Annotated in this window: 15 protein-coding genes; 6 read left to right on the top strand and 9 right to left on the bottom strand. The window is 34.5% G+C overall.

The window, feature by feature from the left end; genetic code table 11:
* Positions 1 to 31 precede the first annotated feature (31 nt).
* The 6 genes from HJ01_RS15490 to HJ01_RS17560 form a co-directional block, all read right to left on the bottom strand.
* On the bottom strand, positions 32 to 1,090 hold the full coding sequence (locus tag HJ01_RS15490) for a PIN domain-containing protein (protein WP_007139430.1): 1,059 nt from the start codon (positions 1,088 to 1,090) through the stop codon (positions 32 to 34).
* A gap of 202 nt (positions 1,091 to 1,292) precedes the next feature.
* Positions 1,293 to 2,321 carry a reverse transcriptase family protein gene (locus tag HJ01_RS15495; protein WP_007139431.1) on the bottom strand — a complete coding sequence of 343 codons (1,029 nt, stop codon included), beginning with the start codon at positions 2,319 to 2,321 and terminating at the stop codon, positions 1,293 to 1,295.
* An 89-nt stretch (positions 2,322 to 2,410) separates the two neighbouring features.
* A complete protein-coding gene (locus HJ01_RS15500) occupies positions 2,411 to 3,142 on the bottom strand; it encodes a DUF3800 domain-containing protein (protein WP_007139432.1) in 732 nt (243 codons plus the stop codon).
* Between the two features lie 575 nt (positions 3,143 to 3,717).
* Entirely contained in the window at positions 3,718 to 3,858 is a 141-nt protein-coding gene (locus HJ01_RS17790; protein WP_007139434.1) for a hypothetical protein, read from the bottom strand.
* 448 nt (positions 3,859 to 4,306) lie between these two features.
* Positions 4,307 to 4,543, bottom strand: coding sequence for a helix-turn-helix domain-containing protein (locus HJ01_RS15505; protein ID WP_007139435.1), 237 nt, complete (start codon positions 4,541 to 4,543; stop codon positions 4,307 to 4,309).
* Positions 4,544 to 4,672: 129 nt separating this feature from the next.
* Positions 4,673 to 4,864: a hypothetical protein gene (locus HJ01_RS17560; protein ID WP_138984276.1), complete on the bottom strand. Its 192-nt coding sequence runs from the start codon at positions 4,862 to 4,864 to the stop codon at positions 4,673 to 4,675.
* 330 nt (positions 4,865 to 5,194) lie between these two features.
* Between HJ01_RS17560 and HJ01_RS15510 the strand changes: the two genes are divergently transcribed.
* From HJ01_RS15510 to HJ01_RS15520, 3 genes are read left to right on the top strand one after another with little or no spacing between them, the layout of a single operon-like run.
* Complete coding sequence (locus tag HJ01_RS15510; RefSeq protein ID WP_007139436.1) at positions 5,195 to 8,227, top strand: SusC/RagA family TonB-linked outer membrane protein; 3,033 nt, start codon at positions 5,195 to 5,197, stop codon at positions 8,225 to 8,227.
* Positions 8,228 to 8,243: 16 nt separating this feature from the next.
* Positions 8,244 to 9,641: a RagB/SusD family nutrient uptake outer membrane protein gene (locus HJ01_RS15515; protein WP_007139437.1), complete on the top strand. Its 1,398-nt coding sequence runs from the start codon at positions 8,244 to 8,246 to the stop codon at positions 9,639 to 9,641.
* A gap of 3 nt (positions 9,642 to 9,644) precedes the next feature.
* Positions 9,645 to 12,284, top strand: coding sequence for an alpha/beta hydrolase family protein (locus HJ01_RS15520; RefSeq protein WP_007139438.1), 2,640 nt, complete (start codon positions 9,645 to 9,647; stop codon positions 12,282 to 12,284).
* A gap of 70 nt (positions 12,285 to 12,354) precedes the next feature.
* Here HJ01_RS15520 and HJ01_RS15525 read toward each other — a convergent pair whose 3' ends face one another.
* The 3 genes from HJ01_RS15525 to HJ01_RS15535 form a co-directional block, all read right to left on the bottom strand.
* A complete protein-coding gene (locus HJ01_RS15525; protein ID WP_007139439.1) occupies positions 12,355 to 12,618 on the bottom strand; it encodes a DUF6520 family protein in 264 nt (87 codons plus the stop codon).
* A gap of 98 nt (positions 12,619 to 12,716) precedes the next feature.
* The gene (locus HJ01_RS15530) at positions 12,717 to 14,336 is read right to left on the bottom strand and encodes a MauE/DoxX family redox-associated membrane protein (RefSeq protein WP_238531099.1); all 1,620 of its coding nucleotides are present in this window, start codon (positions 14,334 to 14,336) and stop codon (positions 12,717 to 12,719) included.
* A 230-nt stretch (positions 14,337 to 14,566) separates the two neighbouring features.
* Positions 14,567 to 14,860: a hypothetical protein gene (locus HJ01_RS15535; protein WP_040474053.1), complete on the bottom strand. Its 294-nt coding sequence runs from the start codon at positions 14,858 to 14,860 to the stop codon at positions 14,567 to 14,569.
* Positions 14,861 to 15,015: 155 nt separating this feature from the next.
* On the opposite strand from HJ01_RS15535, the gene HJ01_RS15540 reads away from it, so the two are divergent.
* The 3 genes from HJ01_RS15540 to HJ01_RS15550 all read left to right on the top strand — a co-directional run bounded on the left by HJ01_RS15540 (position 15,016) and on the right by HJ01_RS15550 (position 17,839).
* Complete coding sequence (locus HJ01_RS15540; protein ID WP_007139442.1) at positions 15,016 to 15,918, top strand: toprim domain-containing protein; 903 nt, start codon at positions 15,016 to 15,018, stop codon at positions 15,916 to 15,918.
* 224 nt (positions 15,919 to 16,142) lie between these two features.
* Positions 16,143 to 16,535: a plasmid mobilization protein gene (locus tag HJ01_RS15545; protein ID WP_007139443.1), complete on the top strand. Its 393-nt coding sequence runs from the start codon at positions 16,143 to 16,145 to the stop codon at positions 16,533 to 16,535.
* Positions 16,523 to 17,839: a relaxase/mobilization nuclease domain-containing protein gene (locus HJ01_RS15550; RefSeq protein ID WP_007139444.1), complete on the top strand. Its 1,317-nt coding sequence runs from the start codon at positions 16,523 to 16,525 to the stop codon at positions 17,837 to 17,839. The genes HJ01_RS15545 and HJ01_RS15550 overlap by 13 nt, the downstream gene beginning before the upstream one ends.
* Positions 17,840 to 17,847: the final 8 nt, after the last annotated feature.

Below are 17,847 nucleotides of genomic sequence, written 5' to 3' on the forward strand. Positions count from 1 at the left end.
CGCAAAGAGCCCTTGCTGTTGGCGGTAGTTTTTATTCTATAATTTCAAAGTTATCTAAATTTAAACTTCTTGGTATTTCAGTTTTGTTGTAATAAAATGAAAATATTAGTTTAATTACGTTTGTTGTTTCTCCATAGAAGCGATGGCTATCTTCTCCGGGATCTCTTACAGAATTATATTCATAAGCTTCAACATCACAGCTAATATAAACCTCACCCGATATTATACATTCTTCATTAAAATTATCAACTTGGATTGAATCTACTTCAAAGATGTCAAAATATCCTGTACTCACATAACCAGAAACGTAGTATTCATCATTTTCAAAAATATCGCTAGGCTCTAAACTTTCATATTCTCTTTCAATTTTTCTAGTTATTTCCTTTTCAAAAGATTCTTTTATTATATCTAATACAAAGTTGTTGCTAAAATCTTGATCTTCCAACCAAACGCTAAATCTTTGCGATATGAATTGAAGTTTTAATTTTTCATTTTGAATTAATTCTTTTGGAGCCTTATATACTTTAAACCTCTTACTATCTTTTTGTAATTCTGAATGAATTTCGAAAATATCTTTTTTTGCTTTTTCTGTATCACAAAAGTCAGAAATATTGCTAGTTAATAATATGCAATCATTCAACTTGTGCTTTTCCACAAAGTCAACATAAGTTAACCAGATAATAGTGTCTTTTAATTCAGTTTTATTCTCTGTAAATGGTTTTTTTCTTTCAATTGCTCTTTGAACAATTTCAGGCAACATATCGTTTGAATAATCTAATATTCTTATTGTATCATCTTTAACCAATTGATTGTAAAATTCATTTAAAGTTTTTAATGACTCCTCCAGATTAATACTTGTTAAATTATTAATCTTAATGTTATATTGATTTATTTGCGTATTTACTTTGTCTAGTTTTATAGTTTCTTGCTCAATAATTTTTTTGTAATTATGTTCAAGCTCCATTAAAACTATATTAGAAATATATAAATTGATTTCTTTTTCCTTAACTATTTCAATGAGTTCGTTAAAAAAATTACCCTTCCAAAAAGGATCTTTGTAAAGTACAGAAGTATCTAAAAAAATATTCATAAAGAATGAAAGTTGTTGTTTTTTGTATTCATGGTTTTAAAATTACCGTCAACGTCAGTCCATCTAGAAACCTCCGGACGAACTTTATTTTGTTAATTAAAGTATATATATTATTTAAACTACAATTATTTTTCTTTTTAAAACTACCTCCGATGCCGTACAACACAGCTTTCATTGTTTGTGCTGCGCCCGCAACGAAACTCTAGTTGTTGCCAGAAGTTTTTTTTAATTCTTGTGTGATTTTTTTACTGAAGTTAGGTTCAATAGAATTTATAAAATGTAACCAACCATATATTCTATCACGAGTAATATCGATTTCATTAATGATTAAACTTTTAATTTCTTGATTTTTTAATTGATATTTTTTAATTTTTAATTTTCGCATAATATGTTCTTCATATCCATATTTTCCAATGTAATATGCCTCTAATCTTAATTCTCGCTTTATTTTTTTTGGAATTCTCGGATAATTATTATCAAATACAGAAAGTCCTGTAACATATTGTTTTTGACCTCTTTTCATTAGTTTGGTTTTTGAATTGTTAATTTCAAAACCATATTTAGTAATAATTTTTGTAATTAATTCGAGATTCAATTGAGCTGAATCACTTGAAAAATATAAATCATCTGCGTAACGAGTATAATTAATTGTTTCATCAATATTTTTAAGGATTTCCATATCCATTTCTACAGCAACAATATTTGCAAGAATCGGACTAGTACTAAAACCTTGCACTAAATATCCATTTACGCAAGCAATATTAGAAATCCATTCAGAAACTTGAATATTTATACCCAACTTAGTAAGTGATTCAATAATTTGATTTTGGGTGATTGTTTCAAAAAAATCCTTAATGTCTAATGTAAGAATTTGTTTTTTTGCCAGATGCACGAAAGCATTTGTTTTAATGTTTTTTTTGAATACAAAACCTTGAACACAATCTAATGGTCTATAAATATTAGATAGTCCAGTATTTAATGTTTTTTGACAATGTTCTAATTCGTGATTTAAAGAATTATGTATAGTTCGATAACCTAAAGTTGGATTTCTTTTCTCGATATAAAATTTTTCAATAGCGATTGTACTTTCAAGTATTTTGAAATCAACATTTACATTTTTTTTATTATCAATTATCACATATTCTCTTAAATTGACGGAATCTAAAAAAGATTCTCTACATCTTAAAAAATATAAAAATTGTTTTTTTGTTCCTATTTGAAGTAAATCCATCTTTAATAAATAAGTGGGCGTTAGGGTAAGGTAGATAGTAATTTATTCTAATAATCGGATACGAACTCATATCCATAATTTTACCCTAACTACCCACTATATTCTCTTTTTAAATTGGTTATGTTGATTTTTTTGTCATCTGTTTTTTTTCTTCCTAAAAAAACATTTTTATGCAAGATATTAATAACGCCTATTTTTGGGGAGATTAAATTAAAGTTTTTTTCCATTCGGTCATCTTTTTTATCACTTTTTAGAATACTATACAGTATGTAATTTAGATAATCAATTATTGATAGATTAATTAATTCTTTACCTGCAATGTGATATTCAAGGTCAAATGTCTCGTCAAAAGATTCAAAAATATCTTTCACAATATTTTTGAAAGATTTTTTCGCAATCTCAATATCCTCAAAATAAAAGATATTTTTATCGTTTTTATTACTTTGTATTCTGTCATTTATTAATTTCCTTAAAAACATTTCAAATATTTCAAAATCTTCTTTGTCTGTTTTTAAATTTTTAAAATATTCGGATTTTTTATTAACGACTACAAAATATGCTCTAAAATTAAAATAATGTAAGCGGCTGGTATAGTACTTTCTAACGTCTGGATGATTTTCCGTTGCGTGAAAACCTTGCTCTTTAATTTCCTCAATATCTTCTATAAAATGGTCATCATTTAAAATTTCATCTTTTATTTCATTTATTGTTTTTAATAAGGTTTCGGGAGTATCTGTTTTAACACAACCGTGAATAAAAATATTTGAGTTGTTGTTGATGTGTCCAGCTTCATCGATATAAAAATAGTTTGTTTTCTTCATTACTTACTGTTGATTTCTATTTAGCCTCGTTTTTCTCAAAATTTCTACCAACTTATTTATAGAAGTCATAAAAATAGCTGTAATCCACCAAAATTAGATTATTTTTCTTCCACAAAATTACTTAATACAGCTCTGTACCAAACATACAAAACCATTTCTGTAATTCTTTACGGTTTCCCACATTATCAGTAAAAAAAATAAATAAACCTCAGCATCCATTTTTCACTGCTTTCACCTATCCTTCCAGCTATCATTTTTATTATAATCCCTCCTAAACTCATAAATCTTCCCTCTCAGGTAAAGACCTAAAAACCATACCACAATAAGCCCTATTATTTCGTACCATTCCATATCTCAAATATAGAACGTATAAGATTTCATTTTTTAGCACGAAATCAAATAATCCTTTTTTGATAAGCTTTAATCCCGTATTGATGAGTATTCCTTTCTATAAAAACAAAAAGGATGACCAATATTGTGCATCCTTTTATAAATTACTTTTGATAATAATACTATTTCGATACATTAGAAATACCGCAACACATATACTGAAATCTAAAATAGCATCCTATAAATCAGTCATTAGGTTCATGTTTATGAGGTTTTAAATTAGGATGTTTAGGCTGATTTTCAGGATTAACCCGTCTTCTTTTATCATCTTTCCCTTCGTCTGTCTTTGGTTTTGGGCCAGGTTTAATTGCTTGAATGCTTTCCATAATAAGTGTTTTAAAATTAAATAATAGGTTCGTAAGATATTGAGATTAACAATACGAAACAATACCCACTTTTAGTGATATTTGATTTAAATTAAATCACGATAGAAAACTTTCTTCAGATACATTTATATAAAAACAAAAAAAAACACCTCATCAGCATCTTTTTCACCCCTTCCTCCTACTCTTCCAACTATCATTTTTATGATACCCCCTTCTGTACTTATCCATCTTCATTCGCAGATAAAGTCCTATAGGACATACCACAATAAATCCTATTATTTCGTACCATTCCATACCTCAAATATAGAAAGTATAAGATTTCCTCTTTTATCATAAAGTCAATTACTCCGTTTTTGACAATTAATAATCCCGAATTGACAATTGTTGCGATTAGCTATAAAACAAAAAAAAGATGCTCATGCATCTTTAAATTATATATTGACTATAATCATTCATAATGATTGTACTCTAATAATTCCCTTGGATGTTTACCTAATCCTTTCGCTAAATCCAAAAGAGTAGTAAAAGATAAATTTCTTTTACCATTTTCGATATCGCTTATTGTGGCTTTAATAAGTTTATCACTGTTTAATGCTACATTATCTTGACTCAAATTTAATTCAGTACGAAGCTTCTTAATATGCAAACCAAATTTTATTAACTGCTCTTCCTTAAGTTTATCCATTTTCTAGCTTTTAAACAAAAGGCGTCATATTTATTTAAAAAAATGTTATAAGAACTTATAACAAATAAGTATTTTTTGTTATATTTGTTTATTATTTAAATTTTTATCAAGTAATATTTGCTTTGAGTATTAAATTAAATAATTTTGCGATCCTTCATTTAAAATATTTGAAGCATTCGCTTTGAATCTCGTTATCGAAAACTGGCGTTTAAATAACCACGAGATGATAAGTAAGATGCTCACGTCCCATGGCGTGGGCTCACTTATTCGTGGTAAGGTACCGCCAGTACCCCGATAACGATAAGCTGAGTTCCATGCCATTTTTTATGCCAATTATTTAGGCAAAACTCAACTTCTATTCTTAGCACTGCCTCTTCTTATTAATCTCGCAATACCAATAATCATTGAATTAGTTGGGAAAGGCACTGCCTGCGTTTGGCTGCAACAAACAACGGTAGTACGCCTTCCTTACATAACCTTTAAAACCAATTGCCTATGCTATAAAAAACACAATCTCATGTCGAAAATAGTCACTTTTCGACACCAAGCTTTAAACTTTAAAACAAAAAAATGGCCCTCTAACTCTTCTTGGCGGTTGACTAGAGGACCATTGCTAACAAAACTAACGTTTCAATTAACTAACCCAATATTATGAAAAATAATTCATTTTACAAGGGGAGATTGGCTTTTTGGTACCTGATTGTTTTCGGGTTCCTCATCTCCTGCACCCCTGCTCTAGCAAAAACAGCACTGCCGACCTTGCCCTCTTCCACCCAACAAAACCAAATAAGTGGGATCATCACTGATGGTACAGGCCCTTTAGCTGGTGTGACCATAACTATAAAAGGGCAACAAAAAACTACTATCTCTGACTTTGATGGGAAATTTACGATCAGGGCATCTCCCAACGATATGCTTATTTTTAGTTTTATGAGCTACAAAACCCTAACTATTCCTGTTGCTGGCCGTACTATAATTAATATTGAAATGCATCAAGATGCGACTTCACTACAGGAGGTCAAAATCAATGCAGGCTACTATTCCGTAAAAGAAAGTGAACGCACGGGAAGTATCGCAAAAATCACGGCAAAGGATATTGAAAAACAACCCGTGACTAATCCGCTAGCAGCCATGCAAGGACGTATGTCTGGTGTGAATATTACCCAAGCCACAGGGGTGCCTGGTGGTGGGTTTGATATTCAAATTAGGGGAATTAATAGCATCCGTACCGAGGGCAATTCACCGCTATACATCGTGGATGGTGTACCTTATAGCTCGCAATCACTGGGTTTCAGCTCCGCTTCCTCAGGCATACTTGCGGGTACTACTAGTCCATTAAACGGTATTAATCCAACTGACTTAGAAAGTATAGAAGTACTCAAAGATGCAGATGCTACGGCAATCTATGGGTCTCGTGGGGCCAATGGTGTGGTCTTGATCACTACCAAAAAAGGCAAAACAGGAAAAACAAAGTTCAACTTAAATGCTTACAGTAGCTTTGGAACACTAACCCGTACCCTAGACTTAATGCATACGGACCAATACTTATCTATGCGCCGTGAGGCTTTCTCAAATGATGGGATCACAACCTATCCTAGTTATGCCTATGATGTCAATGGAAAATGGGATCAAACAAGGTATACCAATTGGCAAAAAGAACTAATTGGAGGGACTGCAACAACCAATAATCTACAGGCTACACTATCTGGTGGCAGCTCTGGTACCCAATACTTACTAAGCGGTACTATGCACAAGGAAACCACCGTTTTTCCAGGAGATGCCAAGTACGGTAAAGGGGCGGTACATACCAGCCTGACTCACAGTACTGAAGACGGTCGTTTCAAAATAAACTTTTCAGCAAATTATACTGCCGATAAAAACATACTTCCCCCGTCTGATTTTACCTACAAGGCAGCGGTTCTTGCTCCTAATGCACCCGCTTTGTATGATGCAAACGGAAATCTCAACTGGGAAAATAATTCCTGGACCAACCCTCTAGCTACCTTAAATGGAAGATATACTGCTACTACCGCTGCGCTAATTGCCAATACATTGCTATCCTATCAAATATTAGAGGGTTTAGAATTAAAAACGAGCCTGAGTTACACGGATAACCGAGTAGAGGAAAATCGCATCAATCCTTCTACAATGTATAATCCTGCGTTTGGAATTGGTAGTGAACGCTCTACGCTCTACCTCAACAATGCATCAAGCCATTCATGGACAATGGAACCACAACTAAATTGGCTAAAAAAAATAGGTAAAAGTGAGATTAATATCCTTGCAGGAGCTACTTTTCAGGATCAAAAATCCAGTCAGTTAGCACAAACAGGCTCGGGGTTTCCAAGTAACGGTTTGATTTACAATCTTGCAGCTGCATCGCGCTTAAACATTTCAAGCAACTCCTTTTCTGAATACAAATACCAAGCTTTTTTTGGTCGAATTAATTTCAATTATAAAAGTAAATACATTCTAAATGCAACGGGCAGACGCGATGGTTCCAGCCGATTTGGACCTGGTAATCGCTTTGCTAATTTTGCCGCTGTTGGTGCCGCTTGGGTATTCTCAAAAGAATCCTTCCTTGATACTAGTACATTTCTTAGCTTTGGAAAACTTAGAGCTAGCTATGGAACCTCTGGAAACGATCAAATTGGCGATTACCAGTTCTTAGATACCTATGATGTTACAGGAAACAATTACAATGGTGTCATCGGTCTCCAACCTTCAAGACTATTCAATCCTAATTTTGCTTGGGAAACGAATAAAAAATTAGAAATTGCTATAGAATTAGGATTTGTCAATGATCGTGTTTTTTTAAGTACAGCGTATTACCGCAACCGATCTTCTAACCAATTAGTAGGAATCCCATTAGCGGGAACTACAGGGTTTTCTTCTTTACAAGCCAATCTAAATGCAACAGTTCAAAATTCGGGATTAGAACTGGAATTACGAGTCGAACCATTTCGATCTAAAAATTTTAATTGGACTTCGAATTTCAATCTGAGTCTTCCCAAAAACAAGTTGTTAGAATTTCCTAATCTAGAAAGCTCCCCCTATGCTAATAGATACCTCATTGGTCAATCTATTAGTATTCAAAAAGTATATCACTATACAGGAATCAATCCACAAACCGGACTATATTCTTTCGAAGATTATGATAGTGATGGACAAATTAGTAGCCCCAACGATCAGCAATGGATTGAAGACACTGCTCCCAACTGGTTTGGAGGTTTTGCTAATCAATTAAGCTATAAAAATTGGTCCATGGATTTCTTATTCCAATTTGTAAAACAAAAAGCAAGAAATTATTTGTACAACACTTCTTGGGCTGGAGATATGGTCAATCAACCTATAGCTATAGGAAACCATTGGCCAGTGGATGGATCAAACTCTCAAACGCAATTGTATACTACTGGCGAAAACGGAGAAGCGCTCGATGCTTGGTCTTCTTATAGCAATAGTAGTGCAACAATCAGTGATGCCTCTTACATCCGTTTAAAAAGTGTTAGTCTATCGTACACAGTTCCTACCAAAGGATCGGCTATTAATACTGCTAGAGTCTATTTACAGGCACAAAATCTACTGACTTTTACGAACTACAAAGGAGCAGATCCTGAAAATCAATCTTCCTTTTTTATAGCACCATTGCGTCAGATCTCATTGGGTGTACAACTGGGTTTATAACATAAAAATTAACAAGATGAAATATTACAGACAAATACAAGTTGCATTAATAGCTGCTTTAATAGTTATTACATGCCTTTGGCTTTTTAGTTGCGATAGTTTTACTGAAACGGATCTCCCGAAGACGCAACTAATCAAAACTGCCGTTTTTCAAGATGTAAAAACAGCGACAGCAGCTCTTTCCGACTGCTATGCTCAAATGCGAGATTACAGCATGATAACGGGAAATTCTGATGGACTTTCCAGTCTGTTAGGAAATTACGCAGATGAATTAACCTACTATGGAGTTAGTGACTCTCCCTTGCAAAACTTTTATAATCATACACTACTACCTTCCAATAGTGGGGTTTCCGTTTTATGGAATTCTAGCTACAATCAAATTTACGCTGCAAACGCTATCGTAGAAGGTGTAGATAATTCAACAGCGATTACAGGAGATAATCGAAACCGCTTGAAGGGAGAAGCGCTGTTTATCCGTGCTTTTATACACTTTAATTTGGTGAACTTGTTTGGAGATATTCCCTATATCACTAGCACCGATTATAAAACAAACACTATGATTTCAAAGCAGACCCAAGCAGACGTCTACAACCAAATTATAGCAGACTTACTAGAAGCAAAAGAGCTATTACCCGAAACGTATACTTCCGCTCAACGAATCCGCCCCAATAAATACACCGTTTCTGCCTTACTGGCTAGAGTATTTTTATATACGGAAAACTGGCAGTTGGCAGAGAATGAATCGAATGCAATTATTAATAAAACAGCTTTTTATCAGTGGCAGGATAATTTGGATTTAGTTTTCTTGAAAGACAGTCCTTCCACGATTTGGCAATTGCACCCTGGTGTAGCGGGCTTAAATACAATGGAAGGCCGAACTTTTATTTTTACTAGTGCGCCGCCAAATATTGAAGCTATAAGTCCAGAATTATTCAATGCCTTTGAAGCTGGAGATCAAAGAAAAAACCATTGGTTGGGTAGTGTGAATGATGGAACGGACACGTATTATTTCCCTTTTAAATACAAGCTTGATACGAATTCAGGAACATCTCAGGAGTACTCCATCATTTTTAGATTAGAGGAGCAATACTTAATTCGAGCCGAAGCTAGAATACATCTAGGAAAACTAGCTGAAGCAAAAAATGATATCAATAAGATAAGACAAAGAGCCACTTTAGCAAATACGACTGCTAATACTTCAGAGGAACTATCACAAGCTGTCTTACAAGAACGAAGAGTGGAATTGTTTACTGAATTTGGGCACCGTTGGTTTGACTTAAAACGTACTGGAAAAACAGGTACTGTTTTGAGTGTAATTAAACCAGCATGGAAAGATAGAGATAATTTACTTCCACTTCCTGCGTCTGAACTGCTAGCAAATAGCCATTTATTACCTCAAAATCAAGGATACTAAATTATGAAAGACACTATCTTATTAATAAAAAAACATACAATCTTACTTCTTTTTTTATTGGGATCCGTAACTATTTGGGGACAGATATCAGTAAAAAGAAACGTTTCTCCTGCTGATTACAGCCAATGGAGTACGCTTAACTCCGAGAAATTAGCTGCTGATGGTAAGTGGGTAAGCTATAAGCTGGCCTATGATTCAGGCAAGGATACTGTTTTTGTACAGCAAACAACTGGCAGTAAAAAACACATTTTTCCTTCAGCAACAGATGAAAATTTCAGTCGAGATGGAAAATGGTGGGCCGCAATAGTACCAGAAAAAGGACTTGGTATATTGAGTTTAAAAACCGGGAAATGTCAATGGACGGCGAATGTGGTTTCCTATGAATTTCTGGGAAATGGTGCATATGTGGCTTTTCTTAAAAAATCAGGACTGGAACAGGAACTCTGTATTTTGAATTTGGCAACCGGACAAAAATACAGTGCAAAAGACATTGCGGAATATAGTTTTAATGCCAGTGGTAAAATCGCGGCATACATTACAAAACAGGAAAATGCCGTAAAACTAATTTGGCTTGACCAAGCCTTCCGCAGTTCGGAAATAATTCAGAGTTCCGCAAAACGCTTTAAAAACTTGATTTGGAATAAAGACGCCGATGCACTGGCTTTTTTACAGGAACTCCCGCAGGATGAGTACCAAGGAACCAATCACAAACTGTATTTTGTGAATCATATAGATACCACTCCCCAATTACATATTCTGGATCCCTTGCTTTCTGAAGATATCCTTAAGGGGCTGCGAATTGTAACGCCATCGGCCAGAAAGTCCATTGAAATGGCAACGGACGACAAAAAGGTTTTCTTTTATACAACCACTCCGAAATTACAGACCAAGGAGAAGCAAATCGTACAGGTATGGGACGGTGCAACACCATGGACCTACCCTAGCCAAAAGAATTCAGAAAGCTGGCATTACAATTCCAAAATGGTAGTGTGGTGGCCTGAGGAAAACAAGTTGTTTAAGATAGGAACAGATGAATTTCTAAAAACGCAACTATTAGCAGATGGAAATTATGCTTTAAACCATAATCCGCTGCAATATGAACCACAGTATGAATTTGCCAGCCCTGTTGATTACGTACTAACAGATGTGCGTACTGGGGAAAGCAAAAAAATACTGGATAAACAGATTCGAAAATATGATTTTATCAAGGGATCTGGTTCCGGAAATTTCATCAACTATTTTAAAGAAAAGCATTGGTGGGTTTACAATAGTAAGGAGGATAGCCATATCAACCTGACATTGCCTTTGGGAATCCCCATAGATGAGGTGGATTATGATTGTGGAGGCACTGCCCCGCCTTACGGAAGTCCGGGATGGTCAGTGGATGAAAAATACCTGATTGTTTATGATCAATATGATATTTGGTTATTGTCTGCCGATGGAAAATCACAAAAAAGAATAACACACGGTCGTGAAAAACACATTCGATACCGGATTGCTGAGGACAGCTATACGGATTCACAACTGTTTGGAAATGCAGAATTGCCAGGTAATAAATTTGATCTCTCTAAAGGAGTATTGATCGAAGCATTTGGCGATGACAAATCTTCAGGCTATTATTATTGGCATCCAGAAAGAAACATAAAAAAAATGGTGTATCAGGATCGAATGATAGATCACTTGATAAAGGCGGAACAATCCTCTAGCTATATATTCAGAGAACAGTCTTTTAAACTATCCCCAAGATTGATGTTTAAGACTGAGAAGGAGAAACAGCCAAAAATTTTGATACAAACCAACCTACAACAGAACCATTTTGATTGGGGGCATAACGAACTGATTTCGTATACCGATTCCAGAGGGACTCCACTGCAGGGAGTATTGTACTATCCGTCCAATTTTCAAAAAGGAAAAAAGTATCCCATGATTGTACATATTTACGAAAAGCAATCACACATACTACATCATTATTTCAATCCAGCAGAAAATGCAATGGATGCTTTTCCTCGGACGAATTACACTTTGGATGGTTATCTCGTCTTATATCCTGATATAGCGTATGAAGTAGGTGAACCCGGTAAATCGGCTACAGATTGTGTGATAGCAGCAGTAAAAGTAGTGACAGCAAAAGGAATCGTAGAAGAGCAACACATCGGATTGACGGGGGCTTCTTTTGGTGGTTATGAAACAGGCTATATTGTGTCGCAAACCAATATTTTTGCGGCAGCGGTAGCAGGTTGCCCACTTACCGACTTTGTAAGCCAATACCTTAGTCTGGATGATAACTGGGGACTTCCAAGGATGTGGAGATACGAATCGCAGCAACAACGCATGGGAGTATCCCTTTTTGAAGATTATCAGGGATACATTGAGAACTCAACTGTAGCACAAGCTGTAAAAATTAACACCCCTTTATTAATATGGTCTGGCCTGGAGGATACAATGGTAAGTTGGACGCAAGGACTCGAACTGCATTTAGCCTTGCGTAGGCTGCAAAAGCCAAACCAATTTTTAGTATACCCAGGAGAAAACCACTCCTTTTTAAAACGGGAGACAAAAAATGACTTGACACAGCGTACCAAAGAATGGTTCGATCATTATCTTAAGGAGAAACCCTTTAGAGATAATTTGAGTAGTAATTAAAAACAACAATGCTGGATTTTAAAAAAATCCAGCATTGTATTACCAATAAATACTGGCTTAAGAACGGTTACTAAATTTTTTTAAATAGCGCATCCGGACAATCAGTTCCAGCAGCATTCAGACGATAAAGCTGCTGACCACTAGAGGTACACATTTGCGCATTAGGAACTGTGGAACACTTTACGTTTGTTTGTTCACAGGAAGCAGGGAGATGTCCATTAACATCAATTGTGCTACTCAAATTAGAACTTGAAACATTGTTAGCGAAAGCTCCCGCAATCGCAAAAACAACTACTGCAATGGGAAATCCCATTTTTGAAAAATTTGTTTTCATAATACTAAAATTAAAAGTTAATGATCTACTCTTTTTTACAGGTTTTCGATCGAGATCCTGATACTGCGCAGTATATTTTAATTCCTTTTTAATAAAGATCAAGGTGTATGTAAAATCTTAAATCCCCTTGGTTCATAAGCATTAGTCCGTATCTTATATGTAACGATAGAATGATCGTATAGGGCTACAAAAACATCCTCAACTATCCTAAAATCAGTCATTTTTTGATTTAAAAGATTAGGAACATAAAAACTAAATAAATAGGTATTTTTCATAAAATCATAGACATCAATAATAGATGATTTATCCCACATCTCTTCCGTTTCATAACGCCCCATTAGACCGGCATGAACAAAAAGATAATTACCAAAAGTTGCTGTTCTTTTATTTACTATGATAGGTGGAGCACTTAGCTTAATTTGATTTTTTGAATCAATAGTAGTTACTTTAATTTGCGCTCGACTAATTGTATCAATGGTATGACCTCGAAGTACTAAATTTAAGCTATCATCACATACGAGATACTCATTACGATAATAGTAAGTATACAGAACCTTTTTTAATTGCTCATTATAAATTAAATTACCATCGGTATCAAAAATACCATCAATTTGCTTTTCCAATAGCTGCGATGCTAATCTTACTTTAATCGTATCCGTAATTGTTATAGTTCCTAAAACATTTTCATGATTTTTACTGCTTATAGCACGTATAACGAAGGTCTTTGAATCAAATGGTTCTGCTTTAGTAAAATAGACTTTACCATACATCGATAAATTGGCTTTCCAATCAGTAATATTTCCTCTGAATATGCAAGGGATCGTTCCGTCCATTAGGTAAAAGTATGGTGGCTGAACCCGTACCTCAACAGATCGAAAAGGAAGGTTAGATTTGGAAAGTCTTATAACATAACTTTTTTGCGTTTGTAACCCAATGTCGAGTACTATGACATGAAGAGGTGCCTCATAATTGCCTAGATAAACTTTGTTCTTCTCGATTCCGGCAATATAGAAGGACGGATGTTTTAAATCTAATTCATTAATTTTTGTAATTGGATGATGCGGAAAACGACGAATAAAGTTGTTGCGATGATGAGTAATATCTTCCGATAATAAAAAAATTATTACGACAACAGCAATACTGCTCAATAAGGCGATAGAGACCATTCCAAAAGTTCTATTATAATGATTCTTAGAAGCAACATTTTTCGGATTAAATAGTAACAGCATTATACCCGTAAATGCCAGTAGCACGAATAAAATATTAAACACCAAATGCTCAGTCCAATCTAAATTTTCAAGTATTCCTCCACAAGAGCAAGGAATAGAAGAACTATAATTCAAGATAATGATAATGTATGTAGTAAACATAATCATCAGACTAAAGGCAGCTAACAATCCTATAAAACGAAATCTAGGAATAAGCAACAATAAGGCTATGATTAGTTCCACAAGTGGTACGCCCCAAGAAACCGATCCTGCAAAAGCACTTAGTAATGGTGACTGTCCCAGTTGCACTTGAAAGTTCTCAAAATCTAGTAATTTACTTACTGCAGCATAAACAAAAAGCAGTATGTACAACAGACAAATTATCTCTAAGATTCCTTTCTTTATTGATGCACTTACTTTCATATCCATTCTTTTTTTTGGATTAAACCGAATGAATTCTAAATGGTCACAACTTTGAAGTTTCTCTGGATAAGGATTTAAAAGATTCAAAGTCTCTCCGACTATTTAAAACAATCATTCTTAAAGACTTACCAAAATTACATCTGTTTTTTTGGAAACATGGTTTGAAAATCAAGCCAAAATATTTAAAAATCAAGCCGTTTTTCGAATAAAGGATAGAAATAACTATTACTAGAACCGAAGATGATTAAAAACAAGAAATGCCAAATAAACAAGATCAGCTTATTTGGCATTCTAATGTTTCTAATTAATAATACATCCTACTTCGTGGTTCCACTCAACGCATTTAATTTTTCACTTAGTTCTATCAGTCCGGCTTTTAAGAGACACTCCCCTCCTATCGACCTCAACTCTTCCAAATTTTCTTCTGGAACACTTGTCAATAAGTTTGATGCTTTATCATCCACTTTTGCCAATAATCCACGTTCGATTACATGGTTTAATAACAATACATTTTTACGGGAGATTTTCAAATCAATCTTCACCAGCTCATTCATACCAGGGATACTAAGGATCGTATCAAAAACCTGGGCTACATCATTTGTTGTTAGCATAATCATCTCGTTTTAAATTAATAATTCAGTACTCCAAAAATAAGAAGCTTACTTCAATTTATCCTAGTCAAAATATGATGAGGATTGGACAAAGGATTTAGCTTTTTTACTTTAGTAAGCGGAATCTGAATTATGAACCTGATAAAATGTATGTTATGAATTTCAGCAACAATAGCTTTTCGATAAAGCAAGCCAAAGAAATAGATTTAGTTAATTACTTAAAGTCGTTGGGTTTTGAACCTGAAAAAATCAGGCGCGATGACTACTGGTACCTGTCTCCATTGAGAGATGAAAAAGAAACTTCCTTTAAAATCAATCGCAGATTAAATCGTTGGTATGACCACGGCCTTGGTAAAGGCGGAAACTTGGTTGATTTTGGTATCGAATTTTACAAGTGTAGCATTCCTGAATTACTAAACAACTTAAGTGGGAATCTTTCTCTTCAACAGCCAATAGTTTATCCAATAGAAAATAGTGTTCAGCAAGAACCTAAAATTAAAATTATAGAAGTGACTACGCTTACTTCTTATCCGCTTTTACGCTATCTCGAACAGCGTACTATTCCAGTTGCAATTGCACAACAGTTTTGCAAGGAAGTTCACTACAATTTAAATGATAATACTTACTACGGAATTGGTTTTAAAAATGATTTGGGAGGCTATGAAATTCGCAATCCTTATTTCAAAACAACAGCTTCTCCTAAGGGAATATCCACCTGTGAAAATGGCAGTAATGAGGTAGTTGTTTTTGAAGGCTTTTTTGACTATTTATCCTTTAAAGCGATGACCAAAAACCTTCCTGAAAACAGTCAGGATTTTGTCATTTTAAACTCTGTTTCTTTTTTCGAAAGAGCACGTCCTTTTATGGAAAATCATGAATCCATTCGGCTTTATCTTGACCGGGATGAAACGGGACAAAGCTATACGAAGCGTGCACTTTCTCTGAGTACAAAATACAAAGATGAAAGCAACCTCTATCAAAACTATAATGACCTCAACGACTGGGCAATGAATTTTGGAAAATCAAAGAAAATTAATTTACGGCAAAAAAATAGCTAGTTCCTACTCCAATCTTCACTGTAAATCATAACTATTCTACATACCACCAAAAAAAACGACTTCAATAATCAATGCCATTATAATTAGCTAAAAGATTGCCACGTTCCTGCAATCGGCAAGATGTCCGGTTGTTAAACAACCAAATCTTGCTGCCCATTCACTCGGAACTCGTGGGCAGTGAGACTGAAAGGACAAAAAGAGTTCAGTAATGAATAAAATGAGAGATGATGGAAAGAGAAAATTCAAAAAGAACACGTATTGTCGGTTTACGATTTACGTCAGAAGAGTATGCGAAAATTGAACGCAAATGGAAAACCAGTACCTGCAGGAAGCTGAGTGAGTACATTCGCAAACACCTATTCAACAAGCCTATTACTACTAATTACCGTAACCAATCCCTAGACGATTTTATGGCAGAAATGATGCGTCTAAGAGGAGAATTGAACGCTATTGGAAACAACTTTAATCAGGCTGTAAAAAAGTTACATACTCTGAATCAAATTTCCGATTTTAAGCACTGGCTCATCAGTTATGAACTAGAGAAAAAAACACTTTTCAATAAGGTGGATGAAATAAAGATGCAGATTCAGAAAATGGCAGAATCATGGTTGCAATAATCAAAACGGGACATTCCATCCATCGAATTTTAAACTACAATGAAAACAAAGTTCAGCAAGGGGTTGCAGAATTTATTGGGGCTGGAAATTACCCTGTCGATATCGAAAAAATGAGCTTTACCATGAAACTAAACCGCTTTTTGAAACAGGCTAATTTAAATGAAAATGTAAAACGAAACAGTGTTCATATTTCGCTCAATTTTGATGTGACCGAAAAAGAAATTTCAAAAGAGAAACTGATGGAAATAGCAGACAACTATATGGATAAAATTGGTTTTAAGGAACAACCGTTTTTAGTCTATCAGCACCATGATGCAGGACATCCACATATTCATATTATTTCTATAAAAGTCAGAGCTGATGGCAGCAGGATTGATATGCAGAATATTGGTCGAAACCAATCTGAAAAAGCAAGAAAAGAAATTGAAATATCGTATGGATTAGTTCCGGCTGAAAAACATAAAAGAGAAAAAGAATTAGTCGCAAAACCAGTTAATGCCAGCAAGGTAGAATACGGACGCACAGAAACAAAACGAGCAATAACCAACGTACTGGATAAAGTACTCAAAAATTATAAATACACGAGCTTGCCCGAATTAAATGCGGTACTCCAACAGTACAATGTCGTAGCAGATCGAGGTACTGAAAATTCAAGGATATTTCAAAATAGAGGATTGGTTTATCGGATATTAAATGAAAGTGGTGAAAAGGTTGGCGTTCCAATAAAAGCCAGTGATTTTTATAGCCATCCAACACTTAAATTTTTAGAAGAACGATTTATTGTAAATGAAAAAGCACGAACACCCCATAAGTCCAGAATAAAAAACACAATTGATATGGCATTGCTCAATCCACAAAAAATATCGATTCAGGATCTAAAAAAAATTGCAGCACTGTCTGGAATCACTATGGTTTTTCGACAAAATTTAGAGGGTTTACTGTATGGCATTACGTATGTAGATCACCAAACGCAATGTGTATTTAATGGTAGTGCTTTAGGAAAACAATATAGTGCAAAAGCTATTCAAGAACGCTGTGGTTTTAATAATGGAGCGCAGCAAAAAGCCAGCGTTTCTAAAATTAAAAAATCGCATGGAACTACCGCACAAGCAAACTCAAAAGAAGTTTTCCTTGCATCAAGCGTTACTGAATCACTAAAGAATTCTACAACTAAACCCACTATGGAGATAGGTAAATTGGTAAACACATTTACGCAGTCGGAACATGATTCCTCGTATCTGCCAAATCAATTGAAAGCGAAGAAGAAAAAGAAGAAACGAAAAGGACAATCTGATAACCAATAAAGGAAATT

Origin of the sequence: Flavobacterium frigoris PS1 (assembly GCF_000252125.1) — a bacterium.
In the GTDB taxonomy this organism is placed as follows: domain Bacteria; phylum Bacteroidota; class Bacteroidia; order Flavobacteriales; family Flavobacteriaceae; genus Flavobacterium; species Flavobacterium frigoris_A.